The 23,205-nt window shown below is 41.2% G+C and carries 20 protein-coding genes; 17 read left to right on the top strand and 3 right to left on the bottom strand.

Annotated elements, in window-relative coordinates; genetic code table 11:
- Positions 1-123: 123 nt before the first annotated feature.
- Positions 124-1,464 (bottom strand): MATE family efflux transporter, encoded by a 1,341-nt coding sequence (locus HMPREF9707_RS04340; protein ID WP_006701472.1) that lies wholly within the window; start codon positions 1,462-1,464, stop codon positions 124-126.
- A gap of 64 nt (positions 1,465-1,528) precedes the next feature.
- A complete protein-coding gene (locus HMPREF9707_RS04335; protein WP_006701471.1) occupies positions 1,529-2,392 on the bottom strand; it encodes a Cof-type HAD-IIB family hydrolase in 864 nt (287 codons plus the stop codon).
- Positions 2,393-2,516: 124 nt separating this feature from the next.
- Between HMPREF9707_RS04335 and HMPREF9707_RS04330 the strand changes: the two genes are divergently transcribed.
- From HMPREF9707_RS04330 to HMPREF9707_RS04305, 6 genes are all read left to right on the top strand, one after another.
- Entirely contained in the window at positions 2,517-3,149 is a 633-nt protein-coding gene (locus HMPREF9707_RS04330; protein WP_006701470.1) for a class I SAM-dependent methyltransferase, read from the top strand.
- Positions 3,150-3,154: 5 nt separating this feature from the next.
- Entirely contained in the window at positions 3,155-4,606 is a 1,452-nt protein-coding gene (locus HMPREF9707_RS04325) for a TrkH family potassium uptake protein (protein ID WP_006701469.1), read from the top strand.
- Positions 4,607-4,617: 11 nt separating this feature from the next.
- On the top strand, positions 4,618-5,976 hold the full coding sequence (gene trkA, locus HMPREF9707_RS04320; protein ID WP_006701468.1) for a Trk system potassium transporter TrkA: 1,359 nt from the start codon (positions 4,618-4,620) through the stop codon (positions 5,974-5,976).
- A 153-nt stretch (positions 5,977-6,129) separates the two neighbouring features.
- A complete protein-coding gene (locus HMPREF9707_RS04315) occupies positions 6,130-7,461 on the top strand; it encodes an efflux RND transporter periplasmic adaptor subunit (RefSeq protein WP_006701467.1) in 1,332 nt (443 codons plus the stop codon).
- Positions 7,451-8,224 (top strand): ABC transporter ATP-binding protein, encoded by a 774-nt coding sequence (locus HMPREF9707_RS04310; RefSeq protein ID WP_006701466.1) that lies wholly within the window; start codon positions 7,451-7,453, stop codon positions 8,222-8,224. The genes HMPREF9707_RS04315 and HMPREF9707_RS04310 overlap by 11 nt, the downstream gene beginning before the upstream one ends.
- Positions 8,211-9,434, top strand: coding sequence for an ABC transporter permease (locus HMPREF9707_RS04305; protein WP_006701465.1), 1,224 nt, complete (start codon positions 8,211-8,213; stop codon positions 9,432-9,434). The genes HMPREF9707_RS04310 and HMPREF9707_RS04305 overlap by 14 nt, the downstream gene beginning before the upstream one ends.
- 58 nt (positions 9,435-9,492) lie before the next feature.
- Here the strand turns inward: HMPREF9707_RS04305 and HMPREF9707_RS04300 are convergent, their stop codons facing one another.
- On the bottom strand, positions 9,493-9,876 hold the full coding sequence (locus HMPREF9707_RS04300) for a RidA family protein (RefSeq protein ID WP_006701464.1): 384 nt from the start codon (positions 9,874-9,876) through the stop codon (positions 9,493-9,495).
- Positions 9,877-9,988: 112 nt separating this feature from the next.
- Here HMPREF9707_RS04300 and HMPREF9707_RS04295 point away from each other — a divergent pair, with 112 nt between their 5' ends.
- From HMPREF9707_RS04295 to HMPREF9707_RS04245, 11 genes are all read left to right on the top strand, one after another.
- Positions 9,989-10,705: a LytR/AlgR family response regulator transcription factor gene (locus tag HMPREF9707_RS04295; RefSeq protein ID WP_006701463.1), complete on the top strand. Its 717-nt coding sequence runs from the start codon at positions 9,989-9,991 to the stop codon at positions 10,703-10,705.
- Entirely contained in the window at positions 10,705-11,403 is a 699-nt protein-coding gene (locus tag HMPREF9707_RS04290) for a sensor histidine kinase (protein WP_006701462.1), read from the top strand. The genes HMPREF9707_RS04295 and HMPREF9707_RS04290 overlap by 1 nt, the downstream gene beginning before the upstream one ends.
- A 150-nt stretch (positions 11,404-11,553) precedes the next feature.
- Positions 11,554-12,858 carry an IS1182 family transposase gene (locus HMPREF9707_RS04285; protein ID WP_006701461.1) on the top strand — a complete coding sequence of 435 codons (1,305 nt, stop codon included), beginning with the start codon at positions 11,554-11,556 and terminating at the stop codon, positions 12,856-12,858.
- 158 nt (positions 12,859-13,016) lie between these two features.
- Positions 13,017-14,852, top strand: a complete 1,836-nt coding sequence (locus HMPREF9707_RS08490) for an ABC transporter ATP-binding protein (RefSeq protein ID WP_006701460.1) — start codon at positions 13,017-13,019, stop codon at positions 14,850-14,852.
- Positions 14,853-16,655 (top strand): ABC transporter ATP-binding protein, encoded by a 1,803-nt coding sequence (locus HMPREF9707_RS08485; protein WP_006701459.1) that lies wholly within the window; start codon positions 14,853-14,855, stop codon positions 16,653-16,655.
- Positions 16,656-16,953: 298 nt separating this feature from the next.
- Complete coding sequence (locus tag HMPREF9707_RS04270) at positions 16,954-18,471, top strand: ABC transporter substrate-binding protein (RefSeq protein WP_006701458.1); 1,518 nt, start codon at positions 16,954-16,956, stop codon at positions 18,469-18,471.
- A gap of 70 nt (positions 18,472-18,541) precedes the next feature.
- Positions 18,542-19,471, top strand: a complete 930-nt coding sequence (locus HMPREF9707_RS04265; protein ID WP_006701457.1) for an ABC transporter permease — start codon at positions 18,542-18,544, stop codon at positions 19,469-19,471.
- Positions 19,472-19,483: 12 nt separating this feature from the next.
- On the top strand, positions 19,484-20,365 hold the full coding sequence (gene nikC, locus HMPREF9707_RS04260) for a nickel transporter permease (RefSeq protein ID WP_006701456.1): 882 nt from the start codon (positions 19,484-19,486) through the stop codon (positions 20,363-20,365).
- Between the two features lie 9 nt (positions 20,366-20,374).
- Positions 20,375-21,298, top strand: a complete 924-nt coding sequence (locus HMPREF9707_RS04255; protein WP_006701455.1) for an ABC transporter ATP-binding protein — start codon at positions 20,375-20,377, stop codon at positions 21,296-21,298.
- Positions 21,291-22,274: an ABC transporter ATP-binding protein gene (locus HMPREF9707_RS04250; RefSeq protein ID WP_006701454.1), complete on the top strand. Its 984-nt coding sequence runs from the start codon at positions 21,291-21,293 to the stop codon at positions 22,272-22,274. The genes HMPREF9707_RS04255 and HMPREF9707_RS04250 overlap by 8 nt, the downstream gene beginning before the upstream one ends.
- A gap of 154 nt (positions 22,275-22,428) precedes the next feature.
- Positions 22,429-23,205, top strand: a 777-nt coding sequence (locus HMPREF9707_RS04245) for a DDE-type integrase/transposase/recombinase (RefSeq protein WP_006701453.1), incomplete at its 3' end; no start/stop codon positions are given.

Genomic DNA, 23,205 nt, shown 5'->3' with positions numbered 1-23,205 from the left:
TAACGCTTTAAAGTAACATTAATACAAAACAATGAAAAATCGGAGTGAACGCACATAGTGTGTGCAACTCACTCCGATTTTTAACACTTGCTATGATATTTTCTATGAATTGATTCTTAAAATTTAAATCGCAATTTCCGTCCATTTACCTTGTTTGAATCGGTGTCGCATAAAGAGGTAGCGAGAGAATTGATCGGAGAAAATTCCAATCCAAATTCCAATTAACCCAAGTTGGAAGACATTGACCAGTGTGAGGGTTGTAATGGTTCGGATAAAGGTGACAGAAACAATCCCTGCCATCAAGGTATACTTGACATCGCCACCCGCTCTTAAGCAAGCCCCGTAGATGATTTGCGAGATTTGCAATAAGATAATGACAGTCATAAAGCGAGTGAGAATCGTTCCCATCTCGATTTCAGCTGGATTGCTGAAGAAGGCGCTCATAATGGTCTCTCCACCGAAGAAGAAGACGATCGCAACGACCACGGAAATAGCCAAGCCAATTCGTTGGCAGATATGGCCATAAGTAATTGCTTCTTCGCGCTCACCTTGCCCCAGTGCATAGCCGGTCAATGCCACGGCAGCAACTTGCATACCGTCAGCCAAGGCAAAGCCAATACGAATAATATTCATCGCTGCATTATGAACCGCAAAAGAACTTGTGCCTAAATTGGCGGCAGTAATGGCGGTTGTTAGAAAACCTACTCGCATGGCGAGGTTTTCAACGAGCATGGTTGAGCCGAACTGAACAATGGATTTGACCGTTTGCCACTGTGTTCGGATGTGGTGCTTGATGATATATTTAACGCGGATATAACTTGAGTGATGAAACAGTGAACGAATACTCATTACCATGGCGACAAAAGTGCCGAAGACGGTCGCAATCGCCGCTCCTTTAATCCCTAATTTTGGGAAGCCATAATAACCATTAATCAATAAGTAATTGAAAATAATATTGACAATTGAAGAGGTTAAGTTGGTCACGAAAGCAATCTTTGTATTCCCACTGCCACGCTGGGCGGCGTTGATGACCATCGCAATGACGTTGAATATCATTCCGCTCGTAATAATTTTAAAATATAGCGTAGCAGGCGCATGCGTATCACTTTGACTTCCTGAAATTCGCATTAAGGGTCCTGCATAATACACCATCGAAATACTGATAATCAAGCATAAAATGATTGACATCACGAGCGCGGTTAGGAAAATCTCATTGGCACCGTCCTCATCTTCTTGGCCACGTCGCCGAGCGACAAGGGCAGAGACGGCGACGTTAATTGCAAAAAAGGCAGTGAGTCCGATAAATTTAGCTTGTGTCGTCAGTCCCACTGCGGCCACCGCATAGGTCCCCATTGCACTGACCATCATCGTATCAATCATCCCAGCTAATGAGATGAAAAAACTTTCTAAGACGGAGGGCCAAGCCATTTTTAGTGCATTTTTATAATAGTGTTTTGTATTCATGTGTCCCTTCTATCTAAGCTATGGATGCTAAAACTGCGTCATGTGATTTGATGGAATCAATGAATCAACTTTGAGCTTGTTCAGATAGAATTTGTTCAATAACTAAAGCGACACCATCTTCTCGGTTGCTCGGCGCAATAAACTTCGCCATGGCTTTGACTTCTGGGCTAGCATTATCCATCGCGTAGCTGTACTTTGCCATTTTAAGCATCGAGCGATCGTTCAGCGAGTCTCCAATCGTTGCGACTTGATCCATTGTGTAGCCCTTTTGTTGGGCGTAGCTTTCAACAGCGATCCCCTTTTGCGCATTGGTGTGCGTGATTTCACGATTATCAACCGCTGATGAAGTGATATCGATATCGTCAAACTTATCAAAGACTTGGTGGAAAGCGTCAAATTTACTTGGATCTTGCGGACTGAAGACCATCATTTTAAGAATCGTATGGTTGTGATTGAAGTCAAATTCATCTAACGGACGAATGTCTTCTTGAATTCCTGCAAACTGAGCTTGGGAGCTTAATTCTTGACCATCTTCTTGTTCACGAACGGGCATAAACTTTTTCATATCTTCGATAAATTCTTCAACATCGATGACAAAGGTATGCTGATCGGTCATTAAAGTGTACCCTAAGCCGTTCACCGCACAATAACTCATAATTTCAGCAACCGTACTTGGTTCCATTGGAATCGAGTATTCCAAACGTCCTTGTGTATCATAGATCGCTGCGCCATTTAAATTAATCATATGAGACTTTAGGCCGTGTTCTTTGAGTAACGGCGTGGCTGACATTAATGTCCGACCTGTCGCAATCATAAATTCAATGCCTGCAGCTTCAAGTTGGCGAATCGCTTCGGCATTACGTTCGCTAATTACATGGTTTTCATTGAGTAACGTTCCATCCATATCGGATACGAATAATTTAATCATCTGTCTCTCCTTCAAAATATCTTTCTTTCCTATGATAACATAATCTATTTAATTAAATAACCGTAAAACCTTAGCTAAACTAGTGTATAATGATTGAGTATTGAAATTAAAGGAGTTTTATCAAGTGAACGATCATTATTATTCACAACAACCAACGAGTCAACACGATCCAAAACGTTATACTTGGGTAGAAGAAGGAACTACCTTTCAATTTGAGACCGATCGTGGCGTCTTCTTGCGAGATGGACTTGACTATGGTTCACAAGTTTTAATTAAGACGGTCCGCAAATATTGGCAACCAAGGTGGCAATCCCTGCTTGAATTAGGCAGTGGATATGGCCCAGTTGCAATTATATTGAAGAAATTAAGTGAATCGGAAGGACCAGACTTAACAGTAACAGGGATTGAATTAAATCAACGCGCGTATGATTTAGCGCAAACAAACCAACAATTAAATCAAATTAAAGAAATCCAATGGATACAAAGCGATGTTACGCAAGTGAATTGGGATGTGCAGTACGATTGTGTAGTGACCAATCCGCCGATTCGTGCTGGCAAGCAAACGATCCAAGCATTTGTGGATCAAGCGGAGATTGCACTGAAGCCAGGAGGCGAGTTATATGTAGTTATCCAGAAGAAACAAGGAGCACCTTCGATGCGTGATTATATGGTGCAACGCTTTGATAATGTTGAACGGTTAAAGCAAGACCGTGGTTATTGGATTCTTCGGTCAATTAAGCAAGAAGGGAGTGACTAAGCTCAATGAATAAGCGAATGGTGGCAGGCTTTCTAGGGCGTATATGCTATTTAGAAGCCGTCTTAATGTTAATTCCATTTGTTGTGGGATTAATCTACCGGGAAGGGCCTGAGACTTTATTAAGCTTTATTTATACGATCGGTATTTTAGTCGTCTGTGGTTTTTTTCTCAGCTTATTTGAGCCCGAGCAAACATCATATACCTTAGTGGATGGTTTTGCGATCACAGCCTTATCGTGGTTTTTACTGTCATTTTTTGGTGGGCTCCCATTTATATTTAGTGGGGAAATTCAAAGCGTGATTGATGCAACCTTCGAGATGACGTCAGGATTTACAACGACAGGGTCAAGTATTCTACAAAATGTTGAAGCACTCAGTCAATCGATGTTGTTTTGGCGCAGTTTCTCCCATTTAGTAGGTGGGATGGGGGTGCTAGTTTTTGCCTTTGCTTTAATTCCTGAACTGGGTGAAGGTTCCGTGAGTATTATGAAGGCAGAAGTTCCCGGACCTGAATTTGGTAAGTTAGTTGCGAAAAATAAAAATACCGCAGCGATTCTTTATACAATTTATATTGCGATGACGGGTATTTTAGTCTTACTACTGATGCTAGCTGGGATGCAACCTTTTGATGCATTGATTCATGCATTTGGGACGGCTGGGACAGGCGGTTTTAGTAATAAAGCCCTCAGTGTCGGCCATTTTAATAATCCGATGGTTGAGTATATTCTATCCTTTGGCATGATTATATTTGGTATTAACTTTAATTTGTATTATTTTTTATTACGTAAAGAATTTAAAACATTCTTTTCAAGCGAAGAGTTGCGATTATTTCTAAAAGTACTTGCGGCAGCGGTTTTACTGTTGATGCTTGTTATGCATGCAGATTATTTACATTTTGAACCGCTCTTTCGCGATGCGTTCTTTACCGTTACAACGATTATTTCAACGACTGGTTTCGGGACGGTGGACTTTACTCTTTGGCCATTATTTGCCCGGCTCATCATTTTATTATTGATGTTTTCAGGAAGTATGGCTGGGTCAACTGCTGGTGGAATAAAAATGTCGAGAATTTTGATTTATCTTAAAGGCATTCGACGCGATATTATTCAAGCCGTACACCCACGTAAAGTGGTGCCGATCACAGTTGATGGGCGATTGATGTCGAATATTTATATTAAGCGGACCTTTATCTATTTGGGAACTTATTTTATGGTATTTACTGTATTGACGCTATTTGTTTCTATTTCTGAAAATGATTTTATGACCGCCTTCAGTGCGGTAGCTGCGACAATTAATAATATCGGACCAGGGATGGGTAATATTGGACCCGCCAGTAATTTTGCTTCGTTTAATCCTTTTGCAAAAGTAACCTTAATTTGTTCCATGATTATTGGACGCTTGGAAATATATCCCGTGTTAATTCTGTTACTGAAACGCACTTGGACAACGAAATACTAGGAGGAATCATCATGCAAATCATTATATGTGGTGGTGGCGAAGTCGGAAGTGCCATCTGTGAAGCATTGTACCAGACAGCGGATATCGTGATTGTAGACCCGAATGAGCACATTATTGATGAGATTGCGGGGCAATATGATGTTCAAGGAATCGTCGGTTCAGCGGCTTCGGTTCGGATTTTGCAAGAGGCCGGGATTGCGACAGCCGATGTCTTTATTGCGGTTACCAACTCGGATGAGAAGAATATTATCTCTTCGATTATTGCTCAAAACTTTGGTGTTAAGCATGTCTATGGACGAGTGCGGGATCCAGAATATATGGAAGATATTCAATTTATGCAATCGGCCATCGGGGTCAATCGGATTGTCAATCCCGAGCATGATGCCGCAGTGGTGATTGACCAAATCTTAAGGTATCCTTTCGCCAATTCAATCGAAGCTTTCGCGAATGGTCGGATGCATATTGTCGGGTTGACAATTACACCCGAGAGTGCCGCCGCTAACTGTAAGATTATGGACTTTAGAAATTACTTAGACGGCGATATTTTAATTTGTGCGATTGAACGCGGGGATGAGGTCTATATTCCGGATGGTGACTTCGTCATGCAAGCGGGAGACCGAATTCATGTTTTAAGTGAGCAAAATCGCTTAAAAATTCTATACAACCGCCTAAGAACGAAACAAGTGACTATTAAGAAAGTTTTGATTATCGATGGAGGGACATTAACGCATTATCTATTAGAAGAATTAAAGCAACGCCATCTGGAGATTACAGTGATTGAACAAGATTATAAGACAGCGTTGCAGTTGGCCATTAGCTACCCTGAAATTGAAGTCATTCATGGTGACGGGTCAGACCAACGTGTCTTGGAAGAAGAACATATTAAGAATTATGATGCTGTCGTTAGTTTAAACCGCAGTGACCATGAAAATATGGTGACGTCATTATTTGCAATGCATCAGGGCGTCCCAAAAGTTATTACAAAATTAGATCGTCCTTATCTATTGCGCCCATTAGCAAATTTAGGGCTCGATACGATTATTACACCGAAACAATTAGTGGCGGATAAAATTATTCAATTGACACGGAGTCTCAAAGCAACCGAAAACTCAGCGGTAAATAACCTTTATATGTTAATTGAAGGGCAGCTTGAAGCGTTAGAATTCGAGGTGTTGAATGAGTGCTTAATTACGCAAAACACCTTGCGGGATTTGATGCTCGAAGATCAAACGCTGATTATCGGTATTTTAAGACAAGATGAATTTATTGTGCCAACCGGGGATACCCAAATTAAACCAGGGGATTTTGTCTATGTGGTAACGAAGCAACATGAGGTGACCGATATTAATCAGCTAGTCGTCAAATCATAAGTGAATTATGGATGGGAAGTGTGCCGCTTCCCATCTTTTCGTTGTCTTAAAAGTGAGATTATTAATGAAGTGCTATTGATTAAGATAAATCATAACGATATACTATTGATAATTAAATAAATGTTACAAAAACGTAACAGAGGAGGAGTATCCTTGGACCGCAAGAAATTAAATTATAGCCTGTTAATCGCAGGTCCGTTATCAATATTATTAGCCTATGGATTTATTAATGGGGAGATTCATTGGTCGAATCCGAATGGACGACCTATTGGACAGAGACTCGCCTATAGTCAAGACCCAGAAGAAGCCTCGGAATCTGAGCAGTATTATCAAACAATGACCTTGTACCGCCAAGAACCGATTACAATTAATGGGGTCGCTCAGCTGAAGACCGATCAGACTTATTATTACAATGCTGAACGGGGAGATATTCAAGAAGTCTATGTGACGGATGGGCAAGTAATCAAAAAAGGGCAACCTTTATTTAAGTACAATGAACAAAAAGCCGTCTACGAACTCGAAGATACCCGACGTGAACAGACCCGACTCTATAACCAACGTGAGCGCCTGATTGATCAATTGTCAGAAATGACCGGTAATGCCTATAACTGGCAAGGCGATTTGATTGAAGGTTATTGGACCGAAGATGGCTACCAATATTACGTCTCGGTGCCGATTGGCAAAGGGGAGTATGTAAATAAACCGGTCAATCCACCGGTGATGGATGAATCTGGTGAATTGGTAGCACCCCCAGAAGATGGCTCAGCGGATGGCATTAAAGATCAGATTCGAACTTTAAACCAACAAATTGAAGATATTGATATTAAGGTTGCAAGAATGTTGAAGGATCAAGATAGCCAAGTCGTTGCAAAAATAGATGGTAAAGTCATCTTAAATCAAGATGGAAAGACGGACTCACAAGTACCATTTATTCGTGTAATTAGTGAAGATATCTCCGTTACTGGATCCGTCTCAGAGTACGAATTCTACGCGTTAGGTGAAGATCGTCCGGTTAATCTTTATGTTGATGCTGAGGACCGCGATGTTACCGGCACGATGATTCACTACGATAAGATTCCGAAAGTTTCGCCGAGGTCCGATGAATCGAATGAACCGATGTATAATGCATCCCAAGGTAGCTCTGGAACCCAATATGGCTTTACAGTTAAAGCGGATGAATTTATTCAACCTGGGTTTACGGTGAAAGTCCAAATTGGCCTGCCAGGCTATGTGATTCCAACCGATGCGATTGTCTACGAAGGTGAAAAGACTTTTATTTATACGGTTCAAGATGGCGTCGCAGTTAAGAAAGAGATTAAATTAGAACGCCAAGGTGTGAAGCAAGTCGTTCTACGAGGCGTTGAGGAAGGTGAAGTGGTCATCCTTTATCCATACGATGTCAAAGAGGGACAGACCATTCAAGTGATGGATAATGCAGAATTCGATCAATTTGATATGGAAGGAATGGATTATGATGGTCACTAATACTTCTGTGCCGTTAATTGATATTCGAGGCATTAATAAGTATTATACGGCCGGTGAGGAACAGCTCCATGTCTTAAAGAATATTGATCTACAAATTCATCGTGGTGAATTTGTCTCGATCATGGGACCTTCAGGATCCGGGAAATCAACGTTAATTAATATTTTAGGCTTTTTAGATAATCAATTTGAGGGGTCGTATATTTTAGATGGCAAGTTGATTGAACAACGAACCGATCGTCAAATTTCGCAACTGCGTAATCAATTAGTGGGCTTTGTCTTTCAAGATTTTAATTTAATTGAGACGATGACCGTTGAAGAAAATGTTCGTTTACCGCTAATTTATAGCGGGATGACCGCAAAGCAAACGCGTCCGAAAGTCGAAGCTGCACTGGAGCGCGTGGGCTTAAAAGACAAACTCAAGAATATGCCACATGAATTATCAGGAGGCCAAAAGCAACGCGTTGCGATTGCACGTGCGTTAATTAATAATCCACAATTTATTATTGCGGATGAGCCGACAGGTGCGCTTGATACGAAGACCTCTACATTGATTATGGATATTTTAAAACAACGCCACGAAGAAGATGGCGTAACGATCGTGATGGTGACACATGACCCGGCACTCCAAGCCTATGCAATGCGCAATATTGTAATTGTGGACGGGCAAATTAGTCAAAAACGCTGGGAAGATTTAGAGTATGAAACACTCGCCCAGCGATCGAATATTCAATCTCAGGAGGTGACTGAAGATGCGAATGAGTGAAATCTTAAAATCATCGTTTGACACACTGAGAATGAACGGGCGACGAACCTTTCTAACGATGATTGGGATTATTATCGGGATTGCCGCCGTGATCACAATTATGAGCTTAGGGAATGGCTTTCGCCAACAAACAATTGATAATTTAACGAAAGACGAAAAAGGACGAATGAGCCAGCGATTTAGTTTTAACCCAGAAAATCAAAATATTGACTGGGCACAAATTACGCCTTTTAGTAAAGATAACCTCTCAGCAATTGAAGAAATGCCGGGTGTAGATGAAGTCAAGCTAGATAGCGAGACTTCGGTTCAGACGCAGTATAGTCAAATTAAAGTAAGAGAAGAAAATCTCGACTTTGAGTTTGAAATTTTAGAGGAATCCGACTATCCGTTAATTGCGGGACGGAATCTAACCCAAGCTGATTCGGATTATCGGTCACCTTATATGATGTTGAATGAAGATGTTGCCACCCAATTGTATGGTAGTGCCGAAAAGGCTGTTGGAAGATCTGCGACTTTGGATGGGCATGAATTTACGATTGTGGGAATTTTTATTAAGACGTTGTCTGAAGAAGAACAAAAGCTACAAGAAGAAGGTTATATTTTCTCGACCATTAGTGGTGTGATGCCACGTGGGACGTTTGATCGTTATTATTATGCGCAAAACTTTGATTTTGGCATTCAAGTCTATTTCGAAGATGGTGCCGATATGTCCACCATCAATAAGAAGATTAAGAGCTATTTAGATGAAGCGGGTGCTGAAATTAGCAATGGGAGCTATACTTATTTTGATAGTTCTGAGATGATGGCTGAAGTCGGTAAGACACTGTCGATGGTAACACTCTTTATTTCTGCGGTGGCAGGAATCTCACTCTTTATTGCTGGTGTCGGGGTTATGAATATGATGTATATCTCTGTCTCAGAGCGAACAAAAGAGATTGGGATTCGACGTTCACTCGGGGCAACCAAGGATAGTATTCAATGGCAATTCTTACTGGAAGGGATTGCGATTACGACCTTCGGTGGGATTATTGGCTATTTAAGCGGGATCGGGATTGCGCTTTTAGTCAGCCGATTTATTCCATTTAATGCGCTCTTTGATGTGACGACGGCATTGGTCAGTGTATTGATTTCAGTCTTGATTGGCATTGTATTCAGTGTCTTTCCTGCTCGAGCCGCATCAAGAAAGAATGTCGTAGAAATATTAAGATAAAAAAATAAGGCCGAAAGCAATTGCGATTGCTCCCGGCTTTATTTGTATTTAAGGCTAATTATTTTGCAGCAACAAGTTCAATCTCAACCAGTGCACCTTGAGGTAGGGCAGCCACTTCGAAGGCAGCACGTGCAGGGTAAGGTGCTTGGAAATATTCTGCATAGACTTCATTCATCGCGGCGAAGTCTTGGATATTTGCTAAATAAACCGTTGTCTTCAATGCATCGGCTAAAGTCAGACCGTCTGAGGCTAAGATATGCTTCAAGTTCTCAAGACATTGACGCGTTTGGTCAGCTACATCGGTCGCTTCGATTTTACCTACGGCAGGGTCAATCGGTAATTGACCAGAGACAAACACGAGGCCGTTTGCGGTCGTTGCTTGAGAGTATGGACCGATAGCGGCAGGTGCTTTATCCGTATTCAGTGGGGTAACTTTTGACATAATCATTCTCCTTTTGTAAATTTTATAATTCTATAGTACAACGCTTTCTTCTGTCCGTCAAAGGGATTAGATATGCTATAATGAGTTGACTAATGAGTAGGAGGGACTGACCATGCTGAACATCGTCGTGGTAGATGACGAACAGATTCAACGAGATTATATGGAAGCATTAATACAACAAGCTTGCCAAGCGCTAAAGGTAGATTGTTCTATTACTTGCCTTGAGAGTAGCGAACATTTTCTCTTTGAATTAGAAGAACATCCAGAATGGCAACTTCTATTCTTAGATATCGAAATGCCCACGCTCGACGGGATGTCGTTGGCACATCAAATTCGGCAAATCGCTCCGCAAATCGAGATTATCTTTGCGACCGGTTATAGCGAATACGCCGTCGCAGGGTATCAAGTGGATGCGTTGGACTTTTTAGTAAAGCCAATTGATCACGCAGATATTGAGCGGGTCATTCAAAAGTATTTGACGATCCAACCTGTCCAAGAACATTACGTGCTAGTTGATACCATCGATGGGGTGAGTCGAGCGCTGAATGCCAATGAAATCTATTGGGTCGAGGTCAATCGTCGGCGTTTAACGATAGCGCTCGAAGATGAACAGATTGAATTGGGTGAGACATTAGCCGCCTTTAGAGAGAAGCTCAATGCGGATTTTATAAGTCCGCACCGCAGCTACTTGATTAACTTAAATCATGTCAGTGCCATCCACGCCAATGAGGTGCAGATGGAAGATGGTACGGCGATTCCTCTTTCGAGAAGACTGTTAAAAGAAGTGCAAGCCGCCTTTGTATCGCATTATCGTAAAGGAGCTTATTGATGAATCGAGTTATATTGGTAAGTTTAGGTATCCTAGTCCTTGGAATGGGTTATATTATTTGGCGTTTAGTGATCAAACTCCAAACCGTTAAAATTCAACAACAAGAATTAGATGAATATGTGGTGGAAGTGGAAGCCATCTACGACCGTTTAAGGGGGATTCGTCATGATTATCGCAATCATTTGCAAGTGATTGATGCGTATGCGAACCAATCGGACCTCACTGCTTTGCGTGACTATTTAAAATTATTAACGAATGAATTAAATCAAGTCGATACCTTAATCCGTACTGGGAATACGTTAATGGATGCGTTAGTCAATACAAAGCTAACGCGAGCCGTCAGTGCCGGAGTTGAAGTGAAGGCAGAAGCCATTGCCCCAGATAAATTAAATATTCCTTCAACCGATCTGGCTATTATTTTAGGAAATTTGTTGAACAATGCGATTGAAGCAACGCTAAAGCAACAAGGTGGTGCACGAATTCGACTTTATATTGCCCCTATAAAGAATAATTTATATATCAGTATGATGAATACGATGGATCATGCTCCGCTCCCTTGGTATCGCTCATTAAAGCAACCGAATCGGCAAGGGTATGGCTTGCGTCGGATTGATGCGGCGGTTCAAGCGAATCATGGTATCGTCAACCGTCAATGGGAAGAAGGGGTCTTTGTCACGGAGGTTACCCTGCCTTTGTAATTAAAATAACCGTTGAGGTCAAATTTTCAACCACTCAGACATTTTATCGAATAAAATGTCTCAGACTGTAGACAAAGCTTATTAAATCACTTCTTTCGAGTGATTTTATGAGCTTTTTTCGATATAATAAAAAGAAAACGGGTGATTTCTATGATGTCCATTAATGCTGAAAGTAAGACGTTTGAAGCACGTCACCAAATCGCATTTCATGCGCTTGAAGATCTCGTTCCTGAGGAACATCTTCTAAGAAAAATTGATCGCTACATTGACTTTTCTTTCATCTATGATCTGGTCGAAGATGTTTATTGCCTTGATAACGGGCGTCCCAGTATCGACCCGGTTACTTTGATTAAAATCCCAATCATTCAATATCTCTTCGGGATTCCAAGCATGCGTCAAACGATTCAAGAAATTCAAGTAAATGTAGCTTATCGTTGGTTTCTCGGTTTATCTTTTACGGATACCGTGCCACATTTTTCAACATTTGGAAAAAATTATAAGCGACGTTTCGAAGGAACCAATATCGCCGAACAAATTTTTTCACAGATTCTCATCCAGTGCTTTGAGGCAGGCGTGGTCGATTCTAAAGATATTTTCATTGATGGCACCCATGTTAAAGCTTGCGCCAATGGTCGGAAGTATACAAATGAGGAAATCCTTATCCAGGCAAAATGGTTAGCGGATGAGATGATGGAAGCTGTTCAAAAAGATCGGGAGATGCATGGAAAAAAGCCCCTAAAAAATACAGAAAAGGTGGCCTCAACAAAATCCCAAAAAATCAGTCCCAATGATCCCGAGGCCGGTTGGTTCCATAAAGGAGACCACAAACAAGTCTTTGCTTATAATATTCAAACTGCCTGTGATCGGAACGGTTGGGTATTAGGTTACAGCGTACATTCAGGGAACACTCATGATACACAAGCTTTCCCGTCATTATTTGACAAGATTATCTCGTTTGATCCTGCCCGTATTATTGCGGATGCCGGGTATAAAACCCCCACTATCGCTCAGTTTTTATTAAGTAAAGCCATCACCCCAATATTTCCTTATACACGTCCTAGACGCAAACCAGAGAATCGAGACATTGTCTATGATGAATACTATGACTGTTATTTAGATGAAAACAATACCGTCTATCATTACACAACAACGAATCGCAAAGGTTACCGAGAGTATCGCGCATCGGGAGAGGAAAGAAGTAAACGCGTCATTACACGGCATGTCTGGCAGGAAGCCCTTGAAACCTGCGAAGAAATCCGGCATTCAGACGGCATGCGTGCACTATATCAAGAACGTAAGCAATCGGTAGAGCGATTATTTGGCACTGCGAAGGAACATCACGGTTTTCGATATACCCATTTAGTTGGGAAAGCCTTGATGGAATTCAAAGCAGGGCTCACTTTTGCCTGCTTAAACATGAAGAAACTGGCCAATATACTGGCATTGAGAAGCTAGAAAGGCTTCGTTTTTTTATTTTCAGAGGATATTTCACTAAAACAAAAGACAAACCCTTATTTTGAGATTAACTCAAACGGGGTTTGTCTCCAATCTGAGACATTTTATCGAATAAAATGTCTTTTTTCATTTATACTGAAAGCGTCAGGAGGGATCAGATGAAGAAGAAATGGGCAATCTTTCGTTATATTAATCAATTAATTTTTGAAGTGGATCGTAAGTTTTACCCCATCGCATTGACCAAAGTAATTGTCAAAGCATGGCTTCCGATGGCGCGATTGCTCGTGTCGGGAGGTTTAGTGAATTATTTATTGCAAACGACACATCAAAGCGATTTGACCGGTTATTTACTATACACACTTAAAATGATGGGTCTTTTGATTTTGGCAGAAATGCTGTTAGTTTATAGCAATCAATGGATTGAAAATAAATTTTCCGATCGATTGCGATTGTTAACGCTAGCGCAAGTGCTATCCTACCAGGTGTTGATGGATTATCCGTTAATTATTGGCGAAGAGAATAGTGCAGCCTTCAAAGGAGCGGTATACGCAGCGGATCACAATGGGACGCCGTTGATGGGATTCATCTTGAGAGGCGTCGAGTTAGTTGGAGCTGGAATTGGAATGATCTTATATACTACGCTACTCTTTCAACTCGATTCTGTTATGTTGGGATTGATTTTGATTTTGGTGATTTTCCTACTTGTAATCAAACATTTCCAGTTGAAATTAAAGCGTAGCAATCGCGATGAGCGGCTGAGCAATGAAACACAGTATCAATATGCGCGGAAAGTTATGAGCGATCATCGTGTTGGGAAAGATATTCGACTTTATTCAATGATGGATTGGATTAGTGAGATTCAAGCACAACTAATGAAGCAGTACTATCAGCTAATTCGCCCTACGAACCGATTGAATCGGATTGAAAGTATCGGTGTTCTATTGATGACACTGCTGATGTCTGGATTAGCTTATTACTACAGTCTTCAAAGCTTAATCAAAGAGGAGATTGCGGTTGGCGACTTTATCGTCTATGTCGGGTTGGTGACCGTTGTGATCACCGTGTTGTCGCAACTGATTGAAGAATCTGCCATGACGCTGGAATATTTAATCGACATCGAACCGTTCTATGATTATATGCATTTGGCTCCGATATTTAAGGGTGAACAACCTTTAGCGACTGAAGGTGTTCCTTTTGAAATTAAGCTGGAAAAAGTAACGTATCGTTATCCGAATCGACAAGAAGCGATTATCGATCAAATGGATTTAACCATTCATCCGGGTGAGAAGCTAGCGATTGTCGGGACAAATGGAGCCGGGAAAACAACGTTAGTAAAATTAATCTTAGGACTCTTGGAACCAACTTCTGGTTGTATCTTAATTAACGGGACGGACTTGCGTGAGTTTGATCGAAAAGCTTATTACCAGCAAATAGCCCCCGTATTCCAGGACACGCATTTATTTACCTTTAATATTCGAGATACGATTCTACAAGGAGCCCCTTATGATCCAGGAAAATATCAAGCTGCACTTGAACAGAGTGGTATGGATCAAGTGATCGATAAGTTACCGGAAGGCGACCAAACCAAAATTGTTAGACAAGTTGATTATGACGGGGTGGAATTATCCGGCGGGCAAATGCAAAAATTAAAATTAGCTCAGGCACTCTATAAAGATGCGCCGATATTAATATTGGATGAACCGACTGCCGCGTTGGATCCATTGAGCGAAAGTGAAGTTTATCAACACTATTTGGCATTCTCTAAAGGCAAGACTGCCCTATTCATCTCGCATCGCCTCGCTTCAACACAATTTTGCGATCGGATTATCTACTTGGATGACGGCTACATTAAAGAGATGGGAACCCATGAGGAGTTACTGGCGTCACATGAAGCGTATGCGGAGATGTTCCACCATCAAGCATACTATTATCGTGATTTAGGCGATGGAAATGAAGAGCCAGAAGCTGTGAGCGAACAAGGAGGAGTGATTTAAATGAGTCGAAAGCAATTATTTATAAGAACTTTTAAGGATTTATGGTACTACTTTAAAGGAATTTTATTATTAAGAATTCTCTTGGCTTTCTTGACTCATGGCGTGACATTTGCAAACTTCTGGTATATGTCACGGGTCTTATCAAATTTATCGTATGGCCATTATGATGCGATTATGCCAATGATTATACGTTATCTAACGATCATAGGAACTTTACAACTTGCGAATGCCTTACTTCGTCCAATCTATGGGGTTCGGTTTACGGAGATGCGGCGAGACTTATTCGATATTCCAAATAAGAAGATGGCGATTACCGAGTATACTTATGTTGAGGATCCAAATATCCAATCGCTGGCCTTTCAAGTAGGCCGAGATCAAATGCAAAATAACTCTTCTTTCTACTATATTTGTGAACATACTTTGCGTGCTTTAGATAGCCTTGTTGGAATGGGGATGTCTCTTATCCTAATGTGGCCATTATGGTCCTACGCACAAGGCGCTCACTGGATTGACTCATATTGGGTGAACGTCGCCTTAATTGCCACGATGGTATCATTGATTGTCATTCAAATACTCGAAATGCAACGTGCCGTGGGGATATTAGAAACCAAAGGAGGATTGATTGTTCGCTTAAATGCGCTCGCCTTCTATTTGATTAATTTATTAGAAGACCCGGAATCGAGCAAAGAAATCCGCTTGTACCATGGGGAATCTCAGTTCGTCAAAATGTGGAATGAGCAAATTAAAAAAATGATTGAGTTTATGGCGCAGTTTCATAAAGTTAATTCGCATTCGAATTTGATGGCGGCATTCAGCGAAGGTGTCATTAATACCTTAATCTATTTATTGATTGGCGCTCGGGTGATTTTAGGTAGCTTACCTATCGGGATGGTCGTTCAATTGATGGGAGCGATGAACCAGTTGATGACTTCCATGCGAGGATTATTATCGTTATCTTCTGTATTTGCTCAAAGAGAACCGATGGACCGATTCTATCAATTGTTGGACTTACCAGATGAAAAAGCCCAAGGCACCTTGCCAATTGAGAAACGGCTAGACAATGATTATCAACTTTCTGTGAAAGACCTGTCGTTCAAATATCCAGGGAGTGATGAGGAGATTCTCAAAGGAATTACTCAGGACTTCGAACCTGGCAAGCGCTACGCCATTGTAGGAGAGAATGGCTCAGGTAAAACAACCTTTATTAAGTTACTACTGCGACTTTATGAACCGACCACGGGCTCAGTTGAACTGAACCAAGTCGATGGCATGAAATATTCACTGGCAGAATGGTATCAATTGTACTCGGTCGTCTTTCAAGATTATCGCTTGTTAGGTCTGACCCTAGCGGAGAATATTGCGGTAAGCCCAGAATACGATATTGATCGGGTGCAACGCGCACTCCATCAAGTCGGGCTGAAAGTGTCAGATTTTGAACAAGGGCTTGAGACGTATTTAGGGACAGAGTATCAATCGAATGGGAGCAATGTCTCAGGAGGACAAGCTCAAAAAATTGCGATGGCCCGTGCTTTGTACAAAGAAAGTCCGATTATGATTCTCGATGAGCCAACAGCCGCGTTGGATCCGATCGCTGAGTTTGAGATTTACCAACATATTGATGCGATGGTTGAAGATCGAACGGCCTTTTATATATCACATCGTTTGTCAAGCTGTCGTTTCTGTGATGAAATATTGGTTTTTGACCAAGGCAAGATTATTCAGCGCGGAACGCACGAAGCGTTAGTTCATCAGCCGGGCAAATATTCCGAACTATGGAAAGCCCAAGCACAATATTATCAATAATCATTCGTTCCTTATTCACTTTCGATTTTGTCGATAGCGAATAAGGATTTTTATTTTTTCACAAGCTTTTGTCACACGTTCGGACAAATATAATAATGTTCAATTCACGATTGTATAATTTTTTGAAAGAGAGATTGACGAATGAGAAGTAACTATGTTAGGCTTTTCATAGAGTATAGAAGCGTTTACAAAAACGTGTTATTACAGAGGTGGTGGATATTAAATTTTGTCGTGTCGCGTAGTCAACTGTCTGTCGCAAGTGTCAAAGTAGAATGATAATGATAAGGAGATTCTAATTATGAAGAAGAAGTTATCAATGTTATTAACAATGCTTTGTGTATTGTTATTAGTAGGTTGTTCTGGTGGAGGAACGGGCGGAAACCAATTAACGATTGGTTTATCGGGCGATGCTATCTCATTAGACCCAGTGATGTCCAATGACAACCAATCAAGTAACGTCACAACACAAATTTATGAAGGACTCGTTAAATTAGATCCAAGCGGTGAAATTCAACCGAGCTTAGCAGAAAGCTATGAACAAGTGGATGATGTGACCTACCGTTTCAAATTAAAAGAAGGCGTTAAGTTCCATAACGGTGAAGAGCTAAAAGCTTCTGACGTTGTCTTCTCATTAAAACGCGCGATTGAAGCGCCAAACGTTACGCACTTATTCCAAACAATCGATGTTAATAGTGTACAAGCGATTGATGACTATACCGTAGAATTTAAACAGACTGAACCTTTCGCGGGTATTATTCCTGCGCTATGTCACCCAGGTGGCTTTATTGTCAACGAAAAAGCAGTCACTGAAGGTGGCGATGATTACGCACAACATCCAGTTGGTACGAACGCATTGAAATTCGTTAGCTGGAAACGTGCTGATTCGATCGAACTTGAGAAATTCGAAGACTATCACGGTGAAGGAGTAGCCTACGACAAATTATTATTCCGAGTTATTCCAGAACCAAGTAACCGTGTGATTGAGTTAGAATCTGGTGGGGTAGACATTGCTTACGACATTATCGCAACAGATATTAAAAAAGTTGAAGATAACGCAGATCTTAACTTAATTAAAGCTTTAGACTATGGTGAAACATACATGGGATTCAATACAGCGAAAGAGCCATTTGATAATCCAAAAGTTCGTGAAGCCATTGCTTTAGCTTTAGATGTTGATTCAATTGTAAAAGCGGTATTCCATGACTTAGGTCAAACAGCGACTGGGGTACTTCCTCCAACATTGAATTACTCAATCTCAGATCAAATGGAAGTTCGCCAACAAAATATCGAACGTGCGAAAGAATTACTTAAAGAAGCTGGCTATGAAGATGGTCTAAGCTTAACGATTAGTACTAACGAAAATAAAGACCGTTCAGACATGGCAACCGCAATGAAAGAACAATTATCTCAAGCAGGTATCGATGCAACGATTAACATTTTAGAGTGGTCTGCCTTTAACGAAGTCATCAAAAACGGTGATCAAGATCTATTCATGATTGCTTGGACTGCGGACTCATCAGACCCAGATACATTCTTATATCCTTGCTTCCACTCATCAGCTAAAGGTGAAGGTGGAAACTACATCTTCTTAGAAGATCCTAAAGTTGACGAACTGTTAGAAAAAGGACGCTATGCTCAAGACGATCAACAGCGTGCAGACTACTACGCAGAAGTTCAAGAATACTTGATGGATATTTACGCTTGGATCCCACTTCATAATAAAGAAATGACCATGGGAACTAAGAAGGAAATCGGTGGCGTTCACTTATCTCCACTTGGCTTCCACTCATTTACAGATGTAACGATCGGTGAATAATAGAAAAAATCGTATTAAAACCGTATTTAAAGGAGATGCCTGCCATCTCCTTTTATAGAGAGGTGTAATAATGTTTAGATATATTTTAAAGCGACTGCTTTATCTTATTCCCGTCCTATTAGGAGTAAGTTTTATTGTATTCTCGCTGCTTTACTTAACGCCAGGAGACATGGCGCGTAACGCTTTAGGACCTTCTGCCTCAGAAGCAGCGGTAAAAGCGTTAAGAATAGAGATGGGACTTGAAGACCCATTCTTAGTCCAATACGGACGTTACTTAAAGAATGTAATTTTCCATTTTGACTTAGGTTATTCCTATATCACACGCAGTAATGTGACGCCAGAGATTATGTCTCGGGCGGGCGCAACGCTAAAATTAGCGGCAACAGCGATTACTTTCGCTGTCGTGGTCGGAGTGCCAGTTGGTATTATTAGTGCGGTACGCCAATACTCAATCTTTGATAACGTAACGATGGTGGCTGCTTTAATCGGGATTTCAATGCCAGTATTCTGGTTAGGTTTATTATTAATCTTATTATTCTCAGTGAAATTACATTGGTTCCCATCTTCTGGTTATTCAACACCAATGCATATGGTATTACCAATGATGGCATTGGGGGCACAATCCGTGTCGGTTATTGCGCGGATGACGCGGTCATCGATGTTAGAAGTAATTCGTAAAGATTTTATTCAAACCGCAAAAGCCAAAGGGCAACGTCGTAACAAAATTATTTGGCGACATGCACTTAAAAATGCGTTGATTCCGATTATTACAATCACCGGTACTCAATTCGGACAATTAATGGGGGGAGCCTTGATGACGGAAGTTATCTTCTCTATCCCAGGGATTGGGCGTTTGATGGTGGATTCCATTATGAAACGAGACATGCCGATGGTATTAGGGTGCGTTCTATTCGTGGCGGTTACATTTAGTTTAGTGAATTTAGTTGTAGATATTCTCTATACTTATGTGGATCCACGACTTAAGACGCAATACGAGTAGGGGTGAGATATTATGACAGAACAAATAAATACCGAACGTATTGAACGTGGACGTTTTAGAGGGCTACGTGATATTTGGACACGAATGAAGCGAAATCGATTGGCGATGGTGGGGTTAGTGATTATTATTATTCTCGTCATTACAGCTATTTTTGCCGATTATATCGCTCCATACGGTTATGCTGAACAGAACTTAGCTAATCAATACCAAACACCGAATGCCGAGCATTGGTTTGGAACGGATGAACTCGGGCGCGATATTTTTAGTCGAGTTGTCTATGGCTCACGGGTATCACTCCGGGTCGGCTTTATCTCAGTAAGTATTTCGATGACGATTGGGGTCGCGATTGGTGCGATTACGGGTTATTATGGTGGTAAAATTGATAATATCTTGATGCGCTTTATTGATATTGTTCAAGCCCTTCCAGATATTTTATTAGCGATTGCGATTATGGCTGCCTTAGGCCCAGGTCTGACGAACTTAATGGTGGCGGTCGGGATTGCTGCAATCCCAGGTTATGCTCGTTTAGTTCGCTCTTCAGTCTTATCATTAAGAGATCAAGAGTTTGTTGAAGCAGCTCGAGCAAACGGTTCAAGTGATGCACGAATTATTTTAAAACACATCATTCCGAACTGTATGGCACCGATCATTGTTCAAGCGACGTTAGGGGTGGCTTATGCCATTATTAACGCAGCGGGGCTTAGTTTTATCGGGCTTGGTTTAGAGCCACCTACACCAGAATGGGGTGCGATGTTATCTGGAGGACGTGCTTATATTCGTGACTATCCTCATATGACGTTGTTCCCTGGGTTGGCAATTGTATTAACGATTCTAGCCTTAAACTTACTTGGTGATGGATTGCGTGATGCGCTCGATCCGAAGTTGAAGAGATAGGAGATTATGATGAGTGAATTATTAAATATTAAAAACTTAAGTGTTGAATATCATACAGATAGTGGTGTGGTTCACGCGGTCAATAATCTGAACTTCAAAATCGACAAAAAGCAAACGCACGGGTTAGTTGGAGAGACCGGTGCGGGTAAAACGACTACCGCGAAAGCAATCATGCGACTTATCCAAACTCCGCCAGGAGAGATTACATCTGGCGAAATCTTTCTAGAAGGGACAGACTTATTAACCGTCCCTGAAAATGAAATGTATAAAATTCGAGGAAATAAAATCTCGATGATTTTCCAAGATCCGATGACGTCATTGAACCCTGTTATGACCGTTGGAGAGCAAATTGAAGAAGTATTAGATTTGCACGAGGATCTGAAAAAAGACCAATTGCGTGAACGCGCAAAAGAAATGCTTAAAGTTGTTGGAATTCGTCCAGAGCGTATTGATGACTACCCTCACCAATTTAGTGGTGGTATGAAGCAACGGGTTGTTATTGCGATGGCATTGGCATGTAATCCTAGTTTGATTATTGCAGACGAACCGACAACCGCATTGGACGTAACAATTCAAGCGCAAGTCCTAGAGTTAATTAAAGACTTAAAAGATCGTTTCGATACTTCGATGATCTTAATTACTCACGACTTGGGTGTCGTTGCAGAGACGTGTGATTATGTTTCTGTTATGTATGGTGGGGCGATTGTAGAACATGGTACGGTTCAAGAAATTTTTGAGCATCCATATCATCCATATACGAAGGGATTGTTTGCTGCGATTCCAAGTATTGACGAAGATGTTGAACGTTTAGCAACAATGAATATGGCGTTACCTGATTTTTCAGTGATTACGCCAGAGTACCGAGAAGTACGTCCTGGACATTTTGTTGCGTTCCCACTAACAGCAGAGATGGAAGGTGAGTTGAATGAGTAACGAAGATGTATTAATTAGTGTCAGAGATCTAACGAAGTACTTCCCGACCAAAGCTGGAGATCTAAAGGCTGTTGACGGTGTTAGCTTCGATATTAAGCGCGGCGAAACACTCGGACTTGTCGGGGAATCGGGTTGTGGGAAATCAACCGTTGGACGTGCGATTATTCGCTTGCATGAGCCGACATCGGGTCAAGTACTGTTTGACGGGGTAGATGTGGCGCAACTGAAGCGAAAAGCGGACATCAATAAAATCCGTCTGGACATGCAAATCGTCTTCCAAGACCCATATTCTTCACTGAACCCACGGATGAGTACCTTTGACTTAATTGCAGAGCCTGCTCGGGTGAATCATCTGTTCAAGTCTGAACGCGAGTTGGAAGCGGCTGTTTACAATATGATGGATACGGTTGGTTTGCGCAGAAGTGTAGCAGGTGCATTCCCTCACGAATTGGATGGTGGGAGCCGTCAACGGATTGGGATTGCGCGGGCACTCATTTTAAAACCAAAATTCATTGTGCTAGATGAGCCAGTATCTGCACTGGACGTTTCAGTTCAAGCGCAAGTGTTGAACTTGATGGATCAGCTGCAAGATGAATTCAACTTAACCTACTTATTCATTTCACATGACTTATCGGTTGTTCGTCATATTAGTGACCGAGTAGCGGTAATGTATTTAGGACAAATTGTTGAGTTAGCAGACTACGATGTATTATTCGAAAACCCATTACATCCATATACAAAAGCATTGCTATCAGCAATTCCAATTCCTAAATATGGATTGCAACGCGAGCGGATTGTCTTGGAAGGAGATGTTCCAAGTCCGGTCAATCCTCCGCAAGGTTGTCGCTTTGCTTCACGGGTCCCATGGATTCCAGCAGAGTATCATGAAGCAGACCCTCAACTGCGTGAAGTGGAACCAGGTCACTGGGTCCGTTGTACTTGCTATCAATATGATGGTCAAGGACATCAACATTAATTGTAACAATCAATACCCTTGCTCAAATCGAGCGGGGGTATTTTTTAAATTATTGTTAGGAGATAATACATTTGTGACATAAAACAAACAAAAAAAGAGCCCCCTTTGGTATGATAGATGTGCAATCAAAAATCATCCAAGGAGGATCTCTCATATGTCTATTATAACAGAAGGAATGAAACATCGCGAACGAATTGTTAAGCATGCTATAAAAGTGAATAATAATGCTCTTACAGCGAGAAAGTATCACACATCCCGTCAATATGTTCAAAGATGGCGGAAGCGATACGATGGGACGATTGAATCCCTTCGAAAGAAGTCAACTCGCCCTAAATCTCATCCTAATCAGCACACACAGACTGAATTAGAGTTAATCAAGTATAACTATCGATACCATAGGCATCGAGGATTAGCCCACGTCTATCGTAAATGTAGGGATAAGGGCTATACTAGAAGCTATGATTCTATGTGTCGTCAAATACGGAAAATGAACTTAAAACCTCCTTCTAAAAAGAAAAAAAGGCGAATCAAGAAAAAAGATAAACCCAACTATTCTTATCCAGGAGAATTAGTTCAAATCGATGTGAAGTACGTTCCTATTCATTCTATAGGTTTTGCCAGTAACCATAAACGATACTATCAAATCACAGCTATAGATGCTTATTCAAGAACTAGAGTTCTTGATTTGATGAATGAAAATAGCACTTATACAACATCTGAATTTCTTATAGATTTAGAGAAAAGAATGGGCTTTAAGATAGACAAAGTTCAGACAGATAATGGGAAAGAATTTACAAACGACTCTTATGAAACGGATAAGAAGTCGAGGTTTCAAACGGTTTTAGAATTTCTTGGGATTAGCTATAAAACAACAGCACCCTACAGTCCTTGGCAAAACGGCTTGGTGGAAAGAAGTCACAGAGAAGATGAA

The organism is Falseniella ignava CCUG 37419 (assembly GCF_000301055.1).
Taxonomy (GTDB): domain Bacteria; phylum Bacillota; class Bacilli; order Lactobacillales; family Aerococcaceae; genus Falseniella; species Falseniella ignava.
This window is presented reverse-complemented; position numbering and strand designations above follow the sequence as displayed.

Coding starts and splice junctions, on each gene's coding strand:
- HMPREF9707_RS04340 (WP_006701472.1), bottom strand. CDS start 1,464: ATGAATACAAAACACTATTATAAAAATGCACTAAAAATGGCTTGGCCC.
- HMPREF9707_RS04335 (WP_006701471.1), bottom strand. CDS start 2,392: ATGATTAAATTATTCGTATCCGATATGGATGGAACGTTACTCAATGAA.
- HMPREF9707_RS04325 (WP_006701469.1), top strand. CDS start 3,155: ATGAATAAGCGAATGGTGGCAGGCTTTCTAGGGCGTATATGCTATTTA.
- trkA (WP_006701468.1), top strand. CDS start 4,618: ATGCAAATCATTATATGTGGTGGTGGCGAAGTCGGAAGTGCCATCTGT.
- HMPREF9707_RS04310 (WP_006701466.1), top strand. CDS start 7,451: ATGGTCACTAATACTTCTGTGCCGTTAATTGATATTCGAGGCATTAAT.
- HMPREF9707_RS04305 (WP_006701465.1), top strand. CDS start 8,211: ATGCGAATGAGTGAAATCTTAAAATCATCGTTTGACACACTGAGAATG.
- HMPREF9707_RS04300 (WP_006701464.1), bottom strand. CDS start 9,876: ATGTCAAAAGTTACCCCACTGAATACGGATAAAGCACCTGCCGCTATC.
- HMPREF9707_RS04295 (WP_006701463.1), top strand. CDS start 9,989: ATGCTGAACATCGTCGTGGTAGATGACGAACAGATTCAACGAGATTAT.
- HMPREF9707_RS04290 (WP_006701462.1), top strand. CDS start 10,705: ATGAATCGAGTTATATTGGTAAGTTTAGGTATCCTAGTCCTTGGAATG.
- HMPREF9707_RS04285 (WP_006701461.1), top strand. CDS start 11,554: ATGATGTCCATTAATGCTGAAAGTAAGACGTTTGAAGCACGTCACCAA.
- HMPREF9707_RS08490 (WP_006701460.1), top strand. CDS start 13,017: ATGAAGAAGAAATGGGCAATCTTTCGTTATATTAATCAATTAATTTTT.
- HMPREF9707_RS08485 (WP_006701459.1), top strand. CDS start 14,853: ATGAGTCGAAAGCAATTATTTATAAGAACTTTTAAGGATTTATGGTAC.
- HMPREF9707_RS04270 (WP_006701458.1), top strand. CDS start 16,954: ATGAAGAAGAAGTTATCAATGTTATTAACAATGCTTTGTGTATTGTTA.
- HMPREF9707_RS04265 (WP_006701457.1), top strand. CDS start 18,542: ATGTTTAGATATATTTTAAAGCGACTGCTTTATCTTATTCCCGTCCTA.
- nikC (WP_006701456.1), top strand. CDS start 19,484: ATGACAGAACAAATAAATACCGAACGTATTGAACGTGGACGTTTTAGA.
- HMPREF9707_RS04255 (WP_006701455.1), top strand. CDS start 20,375: ATGAGTGAATTATTAAATATTAAAAACTTAAGTGTTGAATATCATACA.
- HMPREF9707_RS04250 (WP_006701454.1), top strand. CDS start 21,291: ATGAGTAACGAAGATGTATTAATTAGTGTCAGAGATCTAACGAAGTAC.